Source organism: Lysinibacillus zambalensis (genome assembly GCF_040183165.1).
GTDB classification, from domain to species: domain Bacteria; phylum Bacillota; class Bacilli; order Bacillales_A; family Planococcaceae; genus Lysinibacillus; species Lysinibacillus zambalensis.
This window is the reverse complement of the sequence record NZ_JBEGDG010000036.1, coordinates 1-14997: the sequence shown is the minus strand read 5'-3', so window position 1 is coordinate 14997 and position 14997 is coordinate 1. Positions and strand designations below refer to the sequence as shown.

The 14997-nt window shown below is 38.6% G+C and carries 16 protein-coding genes, 1 other RNA gene and 1 pseudogene; 11 read left to right on the top strand and 7 right to left on the bottom strand.

Features of this window, described 5'->3' with window-relative positions; translation table 11 throughout:
• Positions 1-309 precede the first annotated feature (309 nt).
• From secG to ABNX05_RS24700, 9 genes are all read left to right on the top strand, one after another.
• Positions 310-537 carry a preprotein translocase subunit SecG gene (gene secG / locus ABNX05_RS24740; protein WP_197143206.1) on the top strand — a complete coding sequence of 76 codons (228 nt, stop codon included), beginning with the start codon at positions 310-312 and terminating at the stop codon, positions 535-537.
• 599 nt (positions 538-1136) lie between these two features.
• Entirely contained in the window at positions 1137-1883 is a 747-nt protein-coding gene (locus ABNX05_RS24735; protein ID WP_349662123.1) for an alpha/beta hydrolase, read from the top strand.
• Between the two features lie 35 nt (positions 1884-1918).
• Positions 1919-4459: a ribonuclease R gene (gene rnr / locus ABNX05_RS24730; protein WP_349662122.1), complete on the top strand. Its 2541-nt coding sequence runs from the start codon at positions 1919-1921 to the stop codon at positions 4457-4459.
• 309 nt (positions 4460-4768) lie between these two features.
• Entirely contained in the window at positions 4769-5233 is a 465-nt protein-coding gene (smpB, locus tag ABNX05_RS24725; RefSeq protein WP_349662121.1) for an SsrA-binding protein SmpB, read from the top strand.
• A gap of 165 nt (positions 5234-5398) precedes the next feature.
• Positions 5399-6127, top strand: coding sequence for a hypothetical protein (locus tag ABNX05_RS24720; RefSeq protein ID WP_349662120.1), 729 nt, complete (start codon positions 5399-5401; stop codon positions 6125-6127).
• A gap of 199 nt (positions 6128-6326) precedes the next feature.
• Positions 6327-6833 carry a helix-turn-helix domain-containing protein gene (locus ABNX05_RS24715; protein WP_349662119.1) on the top strand — a complete coding sequence of 169 codons (507 nt, stop codon included), beginning with the start codon at positions 6327-6329 and terminating at the stop codon, positions 6831-6833.
• Positions 6749-7516 (top strand): IS3 family transposase, encoded by a 768-nt coding sequence (locus ABNX05_RS24710; protein ID WP_349662136.1) that lies wholly within the window; start codon positions 6749-6751, stop codon positions 7514-7516. Before ABNX05_RS24715 ends, ABNX05_RS24710 begins: the two co-directional genes overlap by 85 nt.
• Positions 7517-7749: 233 nt before the next feature.
• Positions 7750-8105, top strand: a transfer-messenger RNA (tmRNA) gene (gene ssrA / locus ABNX05_RS24705).
• Positions 8106-8269: 164 nt separating this feature from the next.
• On the top strand, positions 8270-9244 hold the full coding sequence (locus ABNX05_RS24700; protein WP_349662118.1) for a tyrosine-type recombinase/integrase: 975 nt from the start codon (positions 8270-8272) through the stop codon (positions 9242-9244).
• 35 nt (positions 9245-9279) lie between these two features.
• Here ABNX05_RS24700 and ABNX05_RS24695 read toward each other — a convergent pair whose 3' ends face one another.
• Complete coding sequence (locus ABNX05_RS24695; protein ID WP_216486150.1) at positions 9280-9624, bottom strand: helix-turn-helix domain-containing protein; 345 nt, start codon at positions 9622-9624, stop codon at positions 9280-9282.
• Positions 9625-9745: 121 nt separating this feature from the next.
• Between ABNX05_RS24695 and ABNX05_RS24690 the strand changes: the two genes are divergently transcribed.
• Positions 9746-10087: a hypothetical protein gene (locus ABNX05_RS24690; RefSeq protein ID WP_349662117.1), complete on the top strand. Its 342-nt coding sequence runs from the start codon at positions 9746-9748 to the stop codon at positions 10085-10087.
• 459 nt (positions 10088-10546) lie between these two features.
• Here ABNX05_RS24690 and ABNX05_RS24685 read toward each other — a convergent pair whose 3' ends face one another.
• The 4 genes from ABNX05_RS24685 to ABNX05_RS24670 all read right to left on the bottom strand — a co-directional run bounded on the left by ABNX05_RS24685 (position 10547) and on the right by ABNX05_RS24670 (position 12420).
• Positions 10547-11518 (bottom strand): MarR family transcriptional regulator, encoded by a 972-nt coding sequence (locus tag ABNX05_RS24685; protein ID WP_349662116.1) that lies wholly within the window; start codon positions 11516-11518, stop codon positions 10547-10549.
• Positions 11519-11786: 268 nt separating this feature from the next.
• Positions 11787-12005, bottom strand: a complete 219-nt coding sequence (locus tag ABNX05_RS24680) for a hypothetical protein (protein WP_349662115.1) — start codon at positions 12003-12005, stop codon at positions 11787-11789.
• Complete coding sequence (locus ABNX05_RS24675) at positions 12005-12250, bottom strand: hypothetical protein (protein ID WP_349662114.1); 246 nt, start codon at positions 12248-12250, stop codon at positions 12005-12007. The genes ABNX05_RS24680 and ABNX05_RS24675 overlap by 1 nt, the downstream gene beginning before the upstream one ends.
• Positions 12247-12420 carry a helix-turn-helix domain-containing protein gene (locus ABNX05_RS24670; RefSeq protein WP_216486167.1) on the bottom strand — a complete coding sequence of 58 codons (174 nt, stop codon included), beginning with the start codon at positions 12418-12420 and terminating at the stop codon, positions 12247-12249. Before ABNX05_RS24670 ends, ABNX05_RS24675 begins: the two co-directional genes overlap by 4 nt.
• An 809-nt stretch (positions 12421-13229) precedes the next feature.
• Between ABNX05_RS24670 and ABNX05_RS24665 the strand changes: the two genes are divergently transcribed.
• A complete protein-coding gene (locus ABNX05_RS24665; protein ID WP_349662113.1) occupies positions 13230-14120 on the top strand; it encodes a tyrosine-type recombinase/integrase in 891 nt (296 codons plus the stop codon).
• 471 nt (positions 14121-14591) lie between these two features.
• Here ABNX05_RS24665 and ABNX05_RS24660 read toward each other — a convergent pair.
• Both ABNX05_RS24660 and ABNX05_RS24655 read right to left on the bottom strand, forming a co-directional pair.
• Positions 14592-14759, bottom strand: a pseudogene (locus ABNX05_RS24660) (tyrosine-type recombinase/integrase); the annotation flags it as partial.
• A 32-nt stretch (positions 14760-14791) separates the two neighbouring features.
• On the bottom strand, positions 14792-14997 hold a 206-nt coding region (locus tag ABNX05_RS24655), incomplete at its 5' end, for an ATP-binding protein (protein WP_349662112.1).

Genomic DNA, 14997 nt, shown 5'->3' with positions numbered 1-14997 from the left:
GTAGCGACAGCCACACGAGGTCGGTCACGAAGGCATAGCACAGGACGTGATGCTTTTATATTACTGACCTCCAAGTAGTTGCCCAGTTCACAATAACTACCTTAAAAAATGGATATCTTCCTAGATTTTAGAGATGACTTCTTTTTTACTATTATAGGGTAATATGGTAGGAGTGTGGCGTGCTATATTTTGGAAAAACTAACCGATATAGGGGTAATAAGGACAATTATTAATCTCAGTTTGTCAAGAGAACCTTTTTTTGTTATAATGTGATATGTTGTGATGTTCGAAGTTCGGGAGGTGCAGTGAATGCATACAGTAGTATTAGTTTCATTAGTTATCGTTTCAATAGCGTTGATCGTTGCAGTATTACTTCAATCTAGTAAAAGTGCAGGCTTGTCAGGTGCCATCTCGGGTGGAGCTGAACAACTATTCGGAAAGCAAAAAGCACGCGGTATGGATCTAATCCTTCACCGTACAACAATTGTGTTAGCAATATTATTCTTTGTTCTAGCAATTGCTATTACAAAAATCTAATAGTTGAAGATATTTCGCCTAACCTTACTGGTTGGGCGTTTTCTTTTATAGTCCTAACTATTTGAACGTCGATACATACATTGTTAGGACAGTAAAGTGAATACCCGCACGGAGTAGGGTGAATACCCGCGGAAGCAAGGTGAATACCCGCGGAAGCAGGTGAAATACCCGCGGAAGCAGGGAGAATACTCGCGGAAGCAGAGTGAATACCCGCGAAAGCAGGGTGAATACCCGCGAAGCAAGGTGATACCCGCGGAAGCAGGTGAAATACCCGCGAAAGCAAGGCGAATACCCGCGGAAGCAAGGCGAATACCCGCTGAAGCAGGTGAAATACCCGCGGAAGCAGGTCGAATACCCGCGGAAGCAGGTCGAATACCCGCGGAAGCAGGTGAAATACCCGCGGAAGCAGGGTGAATACCCGCGGAAGCAAGGAGAATACCCGCGAAAGCAAAGAAAATCCTCGCGATTCACGAAATCCTCCGCACGTTTGCCGAGGATTCCCATATAGCAATAGAAGAAAGCGATCCCCAAGCTTTTGAGGAAGCTTCAGTATGGCTATAATAAGAATAAGTATGTATTTGGATGAAGGAGAGCTCGACATGAAAAAATCGTTATCACAGCCTTTTTTCTTTCAAGCAGGACCTCGAGCAGTTTTATTATTGCATGGGTTTACGGGAAGCTCGGCGGATGTGCGCATGCTTGGTAGATTTTTAGAGAAAAAAGGGTATACTACATTAGCGCCTCATTATAAAGGTCACGGTGTGGAACCTGAGGAACTTATTACAACAGGTCCTGCTGATTGGTGGCAGGATGTCGTAGCCGCATACAAACAGTTACAGGATGCGGGCTATGAGGAAATTGCTGTTGCTGGCTTGTCATTGGGTGGTGTCATGGCTTTAAACGTTGCGCTTAATAACCCAGTTAAAGGTATTGTGACAATGTGTGCGCCAATGACGATGCGTACAACGGATATTATGTTTGAAGGTGTCCTGAAATATGCAAGGGACTACAAAAAGTTCCAAGGTAAAGCTGAGGAGCAAATTGAAGCTGAGGTTGCGTTAATTGCTGAAAAGGGCATGCCATCTCTACAAGAGTTGCGAGAGTTTATTGCTCGGACACGTCAAGAAATTGACATGATTTATGCACCAATTTTTGTCGTGCAAGCGACAAATGACGAGGTAATTGAGACAGAATCTGCCAACATTATATATAATCAAACTGAGTCACTTGAAAAACAGATCAAGTGGTATGAAAACTCAAAACATGTTATTACGTTAGATCAAGAAAAAGATCAGTTACATGAAGATATTTATTGCTTTTTAGAATCCCTAAATTGGGCACAATAAAACATATAAGGATTTTCTCATGAAGGAGGGAAATTATGAAAGACCAGAAAGATACACTACAAAGTCGTTTACTCGATTTTTTCGGTGGAGAAGATTATAAGCCATTAACAGTTGGCGAAATTGAGGACTTGTTCGGCTTTGAGGATGCTGACGAATTTAAAGAATTAGTGAAAACGTTAGTACGTATGGAAGGGCAAGGCTTAGTTGTGCGTTCTCGCTCCAATCGTTATGGCCTGCCAGAGCGTATGAATTTACTTCGAGGTAAATTTATCGGACACGCGAAAGGCTTTGGCTTTGTGACACCTGATGTTGAGGGAATGGACGATGTTTTCATTCCGCCACATGAAATAAATGGTGCGATTAATGGCGATACGGTGTTAATCCGTGTGTTAAAGGAATCATTCGGTGATCGCCGTGAAGGAACTGTAACAAAGGTAGTGGAACGCGGACAAACGAGCTTTGTTGGGACGTTCCAAGCAAATCGAGGCTTCGGCTTTGTTGTGTTAGATGATAAAAAACTACCGATGGACATTTTCATTGCTAAAGGTGATACATTAGGAGCTGTCGACGGACACAAGGTTGTCGTTGAGGTAGCTACTTGGCCGGAGGATTTAAAATCAGCAACAGGGTATATTACGAAAATTTTAGGGCACAAAAATGACCCAGGTGTGGATATTCTATCTATTTTATATAAGCACGACATTCCACCTGAATTCCCAGAAGAAGTAGTTGCCGCTGCGCAACGCGTGCCAGATGAAATTACAGAGGCAGATTTAGAAGGTCGCCGTGATTTACGCCACGCAACGATTGTGACAATCGATGGAGCGGATGCGAAGGACTTGGATGATGCTGTAACGGTAACGAAAAATGTAGACGGCACTTATAAACTTGGCGTACATATTGCAGATGTTAGTTATTATGTAACACAAGGCTCTGTAATAGATGTTGAAGCTTATGATCGTGCGACGAGTGTATATTTAACAGACCGCGTTATCCCAATGATTCCGCATCGATTATCGAATGGGATCTGTTCATTAAATCCACAGGTTGACCGTCTAGTACTATCTTGTGAAATGATTATTGATGCAAATGGTAATGTAGTTTCACATGAAATATTCCAAAGTGTCATTAAAACTACTGAGCGTATGACGTATAAGGACGTTTACAAAATTTTAGAGGAGCAAGACGCAGAGCTAATAGCCCGCTATGAGCCACTAGTGCCAATGTTTAAACATATGGCTGAGCTATCTAATATTTTACGTACTAAACGTCAAATGCGTGGTGCTATTGACTTTGACTTTAAAGAATCTAAAGTGATCGTGGACGAAGATGGCTGGCCAGTAGATATTGAATTACGTGAACGTACAGTCGCTGAAAAATTAATTGAAGATTTCATGCTAGCAGCCAATGAAACGGTAGCAGAGCATTTCCATTGGATGAATATACCGTTCCTTTACCGTATTCACGAAGATCCAAAGCCAGAAAAGCTGCAACGCTTCTTTGAATTTGTTACGAACTTCGGTATTTTAATCAAAGGTACAGGAAACACAGTCCATCCGAAAGCTTTACAAGATGTATTAAAAGCTATCGAAGGTATGCCAGAGGAGCCTGTTATTTCAACGATGCTTCTACGCTCAATGCAACAGGCAAAATATTATCCTGAAAGCTTAGGCCACTTTGGTTTATCAACTGATTTCTATACACACTTTACGTCACCGATTCGACGTTATCCGGACTTAATTGTCCATCGTTTAATTCGAACGTATTTAATTAATAAAGATACATCGAAAGAAACAGTGGCACAGTGGAGTATGGCGATGGATGAAATCGCAGATCATACGTCAGAACGTGAACGCCGTGCTGTTGATGCAGAACGTGATACAGACGCACTGAAAAAAGCGCAATACATGTCCGATAAAATTGGGGAAGAGTTTGAAGGAATCGTTTCGTCGATTACAAACTTCGGGATTTTCATAGAGCTTCCGAATACCATCGAAGGACTTGTCCATATTAGCAATATGACAGATGACTACTATCGTTTTGACGACCGTCAAATGATTATGATCGGTGAGCGTACAAATCGTCAATTCCGTATTGGTGATGAAGTTACAGTCCGCGTAGCAAATGTTATTATTGAGGAGTCATCCGTTGACTTTGAAATCGTCGGAATGGTAACGTCGTATGGACGAACACGAAAAGCAGCACCTACTGTTATTCACGCACGTAAAAATTATAACGACAACAAAGGTGGCCGTAATGGCCGCAAAGGTGGTCGCGATGAAGAAAGAGGCGGACGTGGCAGCCGCAATGGTCGCAACGAAGAAGAACGTGGTGGACGAAGCAGTCGCAGAGGTCGCAACGAAGAAGAAAGAGGCGGACGTGACAGTCGCAGTGGCCGCAATGAAGAAGGACGAAGCGGACAAGGAGAACGACGTGAAAACGACCGTGATCCACGAGGACGCCGCAAAGATGGCTCAAACTCAAGCCCAGGCCCTAAAAAAGGCGTGAAGCAAAAGCAAAAGTTCTACGAGGGCGTCGCCAAGAAAAACAAAAAGAAAAAATCAAAACGTAAATAAAATATAAGTAGAGGTGAAGGCACCAACTAGCGCTTTAAAGCAATTTGAAGCGGGTGCTTTCACTTTATCAATAAGAGCAGATTAACTCTGCTCCAACCTTTAACTTCTTTCAGCAGAAGTCTCCCACCTCTATGGTGTAGAGATGAATGTGGATTTAAGGTTCTTTTCAGTGGGTGTCCAATCATCCGCTGAAATAAGTTAAAGCCTCCGGCGGATGTCACAGAATCGTAGAGGAGTTCTTTGTGCAAGCACAAAGCCGATTCTGGACGCAATTATGCCGAGGCATAATTGATGAAGAGGGTGAATAATTTGGCAAAAGGTACTGGGAAAGTATTAGCGCAAAACAAAAAAGCCGGGCACGATTACTTCATTGAAGAGACAATCGAAGCGGGTATGGTGCTCACAGGCACAGAAATTAAATCCATCCGTGCAGGAAGGGTTCAACTAAAAGAATCTTATGTACAAGTCCGCAACGGTGAAGCATGGATCAACAATATGCATGTCAGCTCATTCGAACAAGGCAACCGCTTTAACCATGACCCACTACGCGCCCGCAAATTACTGCTCCATAAAAAGCAAATCGGCGAGCTAGTCGGTGCTGTAAAACGTGACGGCTACACAATTGTTCCGTTAAAAATGTACATTAAAGACGGCTATGCCAAACTATTAATCGGCGTCGGCAAAGGTAAAAAAGATTACGACAAACGTAACGACATGCGCAAAAAAGAAGCGAAACGCGATATGGAACGCGCCTTCAAATCTAAAAATCAATAGTCATAGATTGTTAGAGAGCTCACTATATTTACATAGTGAGCTTTTTGTATTTGCACAGATAGAATTCTAAGAGAGGTTCTAAAAGATAATGAGTTAAAAATATAATAAAGAACTACCGCATATAAATAGGAGGGAATCCGCATTCTTACAATAGGACGGAAATTTATGTTTATGAACATAGAGCACATTTATTTTGCCGAGGAACGTAACAATGTCAGCGAAAGAAAAAAGCTAGTTTGCTACCACCAAACAAAGCGACCAGCACAATCGCTCCAAACCCAAAAGACACTGCAAATCATGCTACAGCAAGATGAAGAAATCCTATTAAAGAATCTCTCCAAAATGAATCGCTATATGCTTCGCCGCGCCAAAAAAGAGCCCTACGAAGTCATCGTAAAAGAAAATCCATCTGATCAAGAGCTAGTAGAATTCCAGCAATTTTACAACGCCTTCGCTAAAATAAAAAAGACAAATCGCGTTCGAAAATTTCATATGCAAACGTTAAAGTTACTGCGCGAAAAAGGCGCACTCGTCTATACAAAGCTTCAAAACGACAAAGGTGAAGCACTATGCTATCGACTGTACATTGCCGACGAAGATATCGTTTTTAATTTATATACAGGTACAGCTGTCTGGATCAAAGATAGACCAGATTTAAAGCAACAAATCCGCTTCGCCAATCGCTATTTACTTTGGGAAAATATGATGATGTTCCGCAGCAAAGGATACGCACACTATGATTTCGGCGCAGTAACGAGCAAGGACGAAATTAACGAATTCAAGCTCGGCTTTGGCGCGCAAGAGGTAGAGGTCTATTACGGCTATCTTACAGAATCCAAAATAGGAAAGCTCATATTAAGATTACGAGAGTTAAAATTTAAGGTAATGAAATAAGAAATAAATGGCTCATCACCATGGCGTTGATTTCCGTTCCGACTGGGTGCTTGGTTGCGACGCTTCGCTTTCGCACAGAGCAAAGCTTCCTGGGGGCGTCCGATGAGCCGCTTCGCTACGCTGCAGGGTCACATCTGTGACGCTGTGAACTGCACCCAAATTATTGGACTTGAAAAATCTAATAAAAGAGGTGCAGTTTATGATCTCCAACGAACAAAAGTTAACAGCTATATTCGCTTATTTTGAAGAGAATGAAAGTACTCATCAGATCGCAAGAAAATTACAGATTGATCGGCATTACATCCGATTATGGATAGAATTATATCGATATCATGGCATCGAAGGCATTATTCGCCCCCAAGGGTGTTCGAATTACGATGACTCTTTTAAAATAAAAGTAATTCAACACCTGATAGAGACGGGCGATTCGCTCCTTCAGACCGCTGCGAAGTTTAATATTCCTTCTCGTGAAACGGTTCGAAGATGGAAAAAACAATGGATGTCAAAGGCTGGAGAGGTGCTCTATCAAATAGAAAAGGAGCACCTAACCATGCCAAAAAAACATACATCAGAGAACGATTTGAATGAGAAAACGATGGAGGAGTTAAAAGAAGAAATTGAATATTTACGTATGGAAAATGCCTATTTAAAAAAGTTGAAAGCCTTAGTTCAAGAAAAAGATGCATTCAAACCAAAGAAAAAGTAAGAGCTGTTTATGAGCTAAGGCTGGATTTTCCTCTTCAAGCTCTATTAAAAGTGGCAAGACTAAAGAAAAGTACTTATTATTATCACCTTCAAAAATGGACAAAACCAGATAAATATCAAGAGATCAAAGAACGAATCCAAACGCTTTTTCATCATCATAAGGGGCGTTATGGCTATCGTCGTATTTGTCTAGCTCTCCGAAATGAAGGGATTTTAATCAACCATAAAACGGTTCAACGATTGATGAAAGAATTGAGCTTAAAAGGTACAGTACGTCCTAAGAAATACCGCTCGTATAAAGGGACAGTGGGCTATGTCGCAGAGAATGTACTTCAGCGCGATTTTCAAGCCACTGAACCCAATCAGAAATGGGTAACTGATGTAACTGAATTTAAAATTAATGGCCAAAAAATCTATTGTTCGGCAGTATTAAATTTATTCAATGGAGAAATCGTTGGATATGAAGTATCGAAATCACCTAATTTTGAGTTAGTTCAACAGTCTTTTAAAAAGGCGTTTGCGTATGCAAAGTTACCGGAAAAGAGTGATTTAATCATCCACTCTGATCAAGGATGGTTATCCCCGTTGAGTATCGAAAAGCTTCATAAAAAAGTTCATATTTTTGGGGTCGGATCACTGATCCCCGAGGAGTCGCCAAGTCTCCACTACAATCAACTTATATAAATGGCATATATTTAAACAAATATCATTCCTAACTTTTGTTGATGAGCCAAATAAATTTTGAGGGAGCTAATTTTTTCCACTGTAGCGGGACACTTGAACTATAGCAATATTTGTTTTATAATAAGTTTACTGAATGCCAGATTACATGGAAGCGTACTTTTAGCTCCCACCGTACTAGAAGAAATTCTAGCTCCTTTACTTGAACGAAGCTACGTGCTTCGATTCATATTCAAGGGGACGTTACGGATTCGACAGGGATGGTTCAAGCTTTGGTCGCGCGTCGGAGGTCTCGGCTCCGTCATCAACGGAAGTTATATAATAACTGGCAAACAACAAAACTTAGCTTTCGCAGCGTAAGCTCTTAAGCGCTCTGCCTCTCTATCGCCCATGTAGAGAACGTAGGGCCCAACTTTAGTGGGATACGGTCGATGGTGCCACCTGAGTCACCGACAAGAGATTTCCAGGTTAGCGTACAGGACGCCTGTTTGTCGGCATAATGCTACGTGAATCGTAAATAGGCAAACTACACGCGTAGAAGCTGAAGTATTGGAGTTTCTGGACGCGGGTTCGACTCCCGCCGTCTCCATACATAATGTGGCTACAAACGTAGTCATATCAACGATTTTAGAAGCTAGGGATATTGAACGGGAGTTGAACTCTTGGGCAATATCCCTATTTTCATCCCTACATATTTTTACGATAATTTGGCTCTTAGACCTTCTAATTCACACTACGTATTGGGAGGTTTTTTGTATGTCTAAAGGACGTAAACACGGCATATTTGCTGTAAGTGGTGATGTAGTAGTAATGTCTACAAAGAAGAAAGATGAAAGGAAAGACGCTTTAGCACTAGAAGTAGCTCTAAAGACTGTGTTTCAGCAGATGCAAATAGCAGGGAATAGACCACGTACTATTGATAGTTACTCGTACATCTTTGAACAGTTTGCTTCTGTATGTTGTATCGAGTATGTGGAGGATATTAACCTAGATAAGCTCTATCACTATTTAGATGTTCTAGAGGTTACTCCCGCTACTAAATTGATACGCTTAAAGTCGATTAAGGCAGTTCTAAGCAAGTTCTATAACAATGGATGGGTTAAAGACCGTTTTTGGAGCAATATCCATATCAAGATAGATAAGGAAGTGAAGAAGGGGGCTAGGGAAAGTGACATTGATAAGCTCTTAGAACTCATTGACCAAACTACCTTTATAGGTTTTAGAGATGCCGCCGCCGTTAAATTAATGTACAAGACAGGGATTCGTATTCGTACTCTAGGAGAACTTAGAGAGCGTCATATAGACTTTGAAAGCCTGTCTTTAAACTTAGATGGTTCTACATTGAAGAATCACAAATTCCTGAAGCTCCCACTCGATGAAGAACTATGTGAAATGCTTAAGATGCTTCTAAAGCTTAATGAAGGAATCCGTTCTTACTATGGTACAGATAATCACAATGTCTTTATCACACAGAACGGTTTACCTATGAATACGAGTAAATCCTCAAATTGTGCTATATCTAAGCAATTGAACAAGTATTCAAAGCGATTTGGACTAGCGAATATCAATGCACACGCTATTAGAAGAGCATACGCAAAGAGTTTACATGATAAGGGTGCAAGTATTGCCTTAATCAGTAAGGCTCTTGGTCATTCAGATTTAGCGGTAACAACACAGTACTTAGATTTAGATGTAGAGGAAGTTGCTAGTGATTTAAGGGAGTATCTATAGTATTGGATAGACCTATTAAAAAGCCTCTTATTAAATTAAGAAGGCTTTTTAAATTCAACTATTTCTTTGATGATATTATATAGCTTTTCTTGGTCAGTGATACTTACATCTTGTAGCAACTTGATTATAAGTTGGTATGGCAAGTTTTCCTGTGAATTTTGATTTGTCTCGATAACTGAAAAGAAGTCATCAAGGCTAACTTCTAAAGCATTTGTAATTTGATAAAGGCTGGATATAGTAAGATTTTTTTCCCCACGTTCAACTTGTCCGATATAAGTAGGGTGTACTTCTGCTCTAAATGCAAGCTCTTCTTGACTCAAATTTTTACTCTTTCTCAATAGACGAATTTGCACTCCAATTGACTTTACTAATCTATCCATTAAATTCCCTCCTAAGACAACCCTAGTAGGAAGGTGTAAATCTTACTATATACTATTGATATTATTATTAGGTATTTATATACTATAAGTATTGTTTAGGGGAATCTTGGAGGTGAATAAAATGGCAAGTATTAAGCAGTCGAGTCAAACTAAAAATTTTTCAAACAGTAATAGTGTTATCTGTAGTAAATGCAAATCAGACCAAGTTATAGCAAGTAGGAGAGGTTACAGTTTTAGCGCAGCATTTAAAACATTGTTAGTTATGTTAGGTATTGCTATTGTATTAGCAATTCTTCTACCAGGGTTAGATGATGTCTCAGGTTTTGCTGATTTGAACATTATAGGCACTCTATTACTCTTTTTAGGGTTGCCTATTGCTATATTGTATGGATTTATTGATAGGAACTCACTAATAAATGGTTGTATGAACTGTGGGAATCGGTGGATAGCAGGTAAAAAGTAAGAGCATGATTACTGTTAGACAATTTGATTACTACTTGTATTGACCTGATGCTCGTTCCGCTTCGCTTCACTCACAACAGGTGGGGTGCTAGCAAAGCTAGCACCTGTTTCTTTTCCTTCTATTTTCTAAGTAAAGCACCTAAAACGTTTTACGTAAAAGTATCTTTATAACCCTGGTGTAGCTTTAGCTACGCCATGAAGTTTATGGAATTTATTATTTAGTTAATGTACGAAGCGTAGCGAAGTACATTAACTAAATCAATAGACTACATTAAACTTACATCAATTGAAAATTTGTAATGTAAGAGATAACAATATATAAGAGTAGATTTACCTTAAAAACACCTATAAACGCTGTTATATCAACGTTTATAGGTGTTTTAATATGTTCGGTTTTTTCCTCATATTTGAGCAAAAATGTTCGGTTTTTTCCTCACATTTTTAGGGTATTCTCAATCCACTAGGCTTTTTTACTCCTTCTTAAAGCGTCTTTCCTATGAGTTTCAAAGTCATTACAGATACTTTGAATGTAGCGGTTTTCCACTGTGCCTTTAGGGTGGATAATGTGAGGGTGTAGCGTATATGATGTTACTCTATGTGCTGTAGTTGTCTTTATTAAACCTTTCCTAGACAATGAGCTTACAAGGTTATTAATGGTTTTAGTATCTATGTTCATGTAGTCTGCTAGTTCTTCTCGGTTAAATAACTCTAGGTCAACATTAAAACTCGCTTCCTCTGAACCCTCTTTAGCAGTAGGATTATAACGAGCAGTAGGATTATGTACGAGTTTAAATGTATTGTGGTGGCAAATAGGGAGTGCTTTATAAATAAACCCTAATTCCGATAATGATAGACTGTCTATCATTTCTTCAAGTTTATCCTTATAAAGCTTTACGAAACGATTTTCTTCTGTAAGTTTGGGGAACTTACCCATGATGTGATACTTAGGATTTACACGGTAATTATTCTTCCTACGGTCTTTAACATTTTCTACTTCCTCTAAAATACCTAATTTAGTAAACTTATTGAGGTATTTACTCGTTGTTGTATGACCTTTTCCAATATGCTTCTCTATGTCTTTTTGAATCATTGGTTTCCCACCATTAATTAGTAAGCCGTCTTTCCCCTTCTTCATTTTAACTAGAATAGTAATTAAGACACCACACTCAATTGGTGAAAGGCAGGGAACAATATCCTTAATGCTATCTCTAAAACAGCCTATGAATCGGTTTAACCCTCCGTATTCTGGAGGTATATAGTTTTTGGAGTTCTTTCTCTTATAACCTTCAAGCTGATTTTGAACTTTTTGAGCTTTTTCAGTCACAATATCGTTGACAATACCTTCTAATACACTTCTAGCGTCAGAAAATTCTCCGTTTTCATCTACAATGCGTTTGCCTTCCAATTCCTGCATTGACTCTACAATGCTCATATGTACTTCCTCCTAAATTGTATAGTAAAGCCGCGCTATACTGTTCGTAATGTAGCGGCAATTTTTGCAGAAAACCGCTCCCAGTATGCAAAATAGGAGCGGCAATATGTAAACAGTAAGGGAGTGGGGGAGTATACTCCTAAACTGGTAGAACCTCGTTAATTTCCTTCTATGTAATACCGTATCCTTATTTAGTGTCGTTAACACCGTAATTAGGTTTAGGTACTCTTTCTCACAGTTATAGTAACGAAAAAGCTACTTTTGTTAACTAGATATATTCTATAATGCAATTAACTTCACGCTCGCTTAAACCAAGCTTATAAAGATAATCGTGGAATGAGTCTCTAGTAATAGCATATTCATAATCACTGAGTATTCTATCGTCCGAAACAGTTTCTAACTCTTTGGCGTTAATGGCTCGATGAATTATGGAACTGCTGTAACCTAATTTCTCCATAATCCTTTTTGCTAGCTCTACTCTAATCATTAATGATTCCCTCCATAAACTGCTGAATGAACTAAATTAGCATCTAGCCCACATTCGTTAATTAAATATTCTTCCAAGCTTTGTACGTCTACTAAGTAATTAAAGCTAGTGTTATAGTGGTGGCTAGGACGCTCAACTTTCTTTAACTTTCTGTCTACTAAACGTTTAGCTGAATCTGTTGTAAAGCCCATGTTTAGCCGATTTAAGACACGGCTCACTTGTTCAACGGAATACATCATATTCATTTCTTAATCGCTCCTTCAATGTGTTTAGCAAGTTGTTCAGTGTCAAAACGTATTACTGAACCGCCAATTGTGTAATGTGGTAATTTACCGCTTTTACACCACTTATAAATAGTCATTGGATTCACTGACAGTAGTTCAGCGACTTCGTTTACTGATAAGAACTGTTTCATGCTTATACCTCCTTCTTCTGTAGCTATAAGAAAATATAAGAAAATATAAGTGGTTATATAACGAGATAAGGAAATATAGCAAAATATAAAATAAAATACTTTGCTATTAGTCCTCGCGGAGGGAACGTAGCTAAGTAGAAAGCTAGTTTTAGTGGAGGAGCCTAGATATTTGCAAAAAAATCTACCGTATCTCATAGGGGTTACTCTATCTTAAAAGTGCTTTAAGCGTTCATTCGGCACGGGGTGGGGTCTAATGTAACAAACAATAGAGTAGTTAGAACCTACTCTGATTGTCGTTACAAGCATAATCATAGTTATACAGCTTGCGTTAATAATATTCCCTTTTCGTTCCCTATCGTTCCTTTAGGTTAAAACCATCCCACCACCACTTATAAGCTGTCATTAGTATTTCAGAAGTTGTTTTACAGATACATATGTATAGACATATCGTTATGTGTTTGAGGACGATTTTCAAAGCTTTTGGCAAGGCAGAGAGCCATCATAACAACTTGGGAGTGTTTAGTACTGGACTGAGTCAAAGACGCTTGTTCGACGTGTGAAAAGGGCTAGAAGCAAGATGGGAGTGTCGTTAGCCTCCATCTATTTACACAATGATATAACGTAGGCAACCTTTGTATGCATTCGAAAGCCACTCATACTTTCAAGGAGTAGAATTAACAGGTATAAGTAACGGTACACTAATCATGGTGGTAAGAACATATACAAATGTAGGTGGAAATGACCTATTAGTATATGTATATTCATTATTTTATGTATAATTTATGTAACAATTGGAAGGGTGTGGTGTTATGTATATTCAAATGCATGAGGTGCAAGAATATATAGACTTAATGATTAGCGAGTATGGAATTAACAATAGACGTACTCAAGATTTTTATAGGAGAATAATAAACAGCTTCTTTGAGAGTTATATGGGTCAAGAGAATAATAAAAATAGACCGCTTAAAGCAATTACCTTTTATGATGTGAATACATTTCTTACAAACCTAGATTGTAGTGATTCATATAAAAGTTACCAATACTATGCTCTAAAAAGATACTTTAATTTTACCTATTTAAAGGGATACACAGAAGAAATAATGGGGAAAGTAGAAAAGCCTTCTATAGCTAAAAAAAGTGAGAAAAATGCACCGTTAGATGATAATTCCTATGAAAAGCTCAAAGAATACATATTAGATGAGAATAAACCATTAAGAGAACGGTTAATACTAGGTTTGTTTTTATTCACAGGGTTAAGTAGAAAGTATATTGCTCGTCTATTGTTGGATGATATTGAGTATGAAAAAGGAATGTATAGATTAAGAGTTTGGAAAGAGGAAAAAGAAAGAATTGAAGAAGTGAAACTGCCCTTAAAAGCAGAATTACAATTAATGATATACAAATATGTTTCTCAAAGGGTTGAACAAGGTGCTACAAAATCAGCCAAGGTTTTTGATTTAGGTGAAGATTATTTTAGCACACTTGTTAAGGAATTGGGTAAAGAAATACTTGGAGATAGTAATTTGACAATTACTTCATTAACTAAGACCTTTATAAGGAAAGCCTTAAGTTATGATGGGGATATTATCAATGTGAGTAAATTGATTTTGGAATCAGTTTCAACGGTTGCAAAAGTTTTAAACAATGATGTAGATAATGATAATTTTGTAAAAATGAGTATCTTAGTGAATAGTTTCTAGTAGGTAATAGCTCTTGGTTATGATTAGGTATCTCGCTTATGATAGTCACATCAAGTGAGAATTCCTTCGGGATGATGAATTAGAATAGATTGAGTTGTTTTGATAGTTATTTACGATATAATAATTACTAGGTGGTCTTTGAACCAAGTTCGTAAATATGTAATACTCCCTAGTGGAGAAAATCGTTATAGATACAAGTGTGGGGCGGGCTTTAAACCCTTAGGGGAGTAGTGTCGGCATAATGTTACGTGAATCGTAAATAGGCAAACTACACGCGTAGAAGCTGAAGTATTGGAGTTTCTGGACGCGGGTTCGACTCCCGCCGTCTCCATACATTGGAAACAATATAGTTTAAAAAAGTGTCAAATTCCTTGATATATCAAGGAATTTGACACTTTTTTTATTTCAATTGACTTCAAATGTTTTTGGGCCATTTTTTGGGTCAAACTAGGTCGAAATTGTGTCAAAGAATTAGGGTGAATTGATATATGCATCAAACTTTTCGATGGTGCTAGCTTTGGTTTTCTTGGTCACATGTGTGTAAATGTCCATTGTTGTTTTGACATCTGTATGTCCCAATCGTTCTTGTACTTCTTTAATACTTGCACCCGCTTCAAACAATAGAGAACAATGTGTATTACAAATGTCAACTAATCTATGTACAAAAACGCTCACTTAATTGTGTATAAAATTACTTCTGGAGCTAGGTGGTTCTTCAAACGATATGAATTGCCGACAATTGTGACAACTGTTGCGTGATGTAAAATACGATCTAAAATCGCATTAGCTAATTTGGGCTCCTGGAACACTTCGTCCCAGGACTTGAAGTTAACGTTTGTCGTAAAAATAGTGCTACGTTTTTCATAACGCATATCGA

Excerpts from the sequence above, each read along its gene's own strand:
- secG (WP_197143206.1), top strand. The coding sequence starts at position 310 with ATGCATACAGTAGTATTAGTTTCATTAGTTATCGTTTCAATAGCGTTG.
- ABNX05_RS24735 (WP_349662123.1), top strand. The coding sequence starts at position 1,137 with ATGAAAAAATCGTTATCACAGCCTTTTTTCTTTCAAGCAGGACCTCGA.
- rnr (WP_349662122.1), top strand. The coding sequence starts at position 1,919 with ATGAAAGACCAGAAAGATACACTACAAAGTCGTTTACTCGATTTTTTC.
- ABNX05_RS24720 (WP_349662120.1), top strand. The coding sequence starts at position 5,399 with ATGTTTATGAACATAGAGCACATTTATTTTGCCGAGGAACGTAACAAT.
- ABNX05_RS24715 (WP_349662119.1), top strand. The coding sequence starts at position 6,327 with ATGATCTCCAACGAACAAAAGTTAACAGCTATATTCGCTTATTTTGAA.
- ABNX05_RS24700 (WP_349662118.1), top strand. The coding sequence starts at position 8,270 with ATGTCTAAAGGACGTAAACACGGCATATTTGCTGTAAGTGGTGATGTA.
- ABNX05_RS24695 (WP_216486150.1), bottom strand. The coding sequence starts at position 9,624 with ATGGATAGATTAGTAAAGTCAATTGGAGTGCAAATTCGTCTATTGAGA.
- ABNX05_RS24690 (WP_349662117.1), top strand. The coding sequence starts at position 9,746 with ATGGCAAGTATTAAGCAGTCGAGTCAAACTAAAAATTTTTCAAACAGT.
- ABNX05_RS24685 (WP_349662116.1), bottom strand. The coding sequence starts at position 11,518 with ATGAGCATTGTAGAGTCAATGCAGGAATTGGAAGGCAAACGCATTGTA.
- ABNX05_RS24680 (WP_349662115.1), bottom strand. The coding sequence starts at position 12,005 with ATGATTAGAGTAGAGCTAGCAAAAAGGATTATGGAGAAATTAGGTTAC.
- ABNX05_RS24675 (WP_349662114.1), bottom strand. The coding sequence starts at position 12,250 with ATGAATATGATGTATTCCGTTGAACAAGTGAGCCGTGTCTTAAATCGG.
- ABNX05_RS24670 (WP_216486167.1), bottom strand. The coding sequence starts at position 12,420 with ATGAAACAGTTCTTATCAGTAAACGAAGTCGCTGAACTACTGTCAGTG.
- ABNX05_RS24665 (WP_349662113.1), top strand. The coding sequence starts at position 13,230 with ATGTATATTCAAATGCATGAGGTGCAAGAATATATAGACTTAATGATT.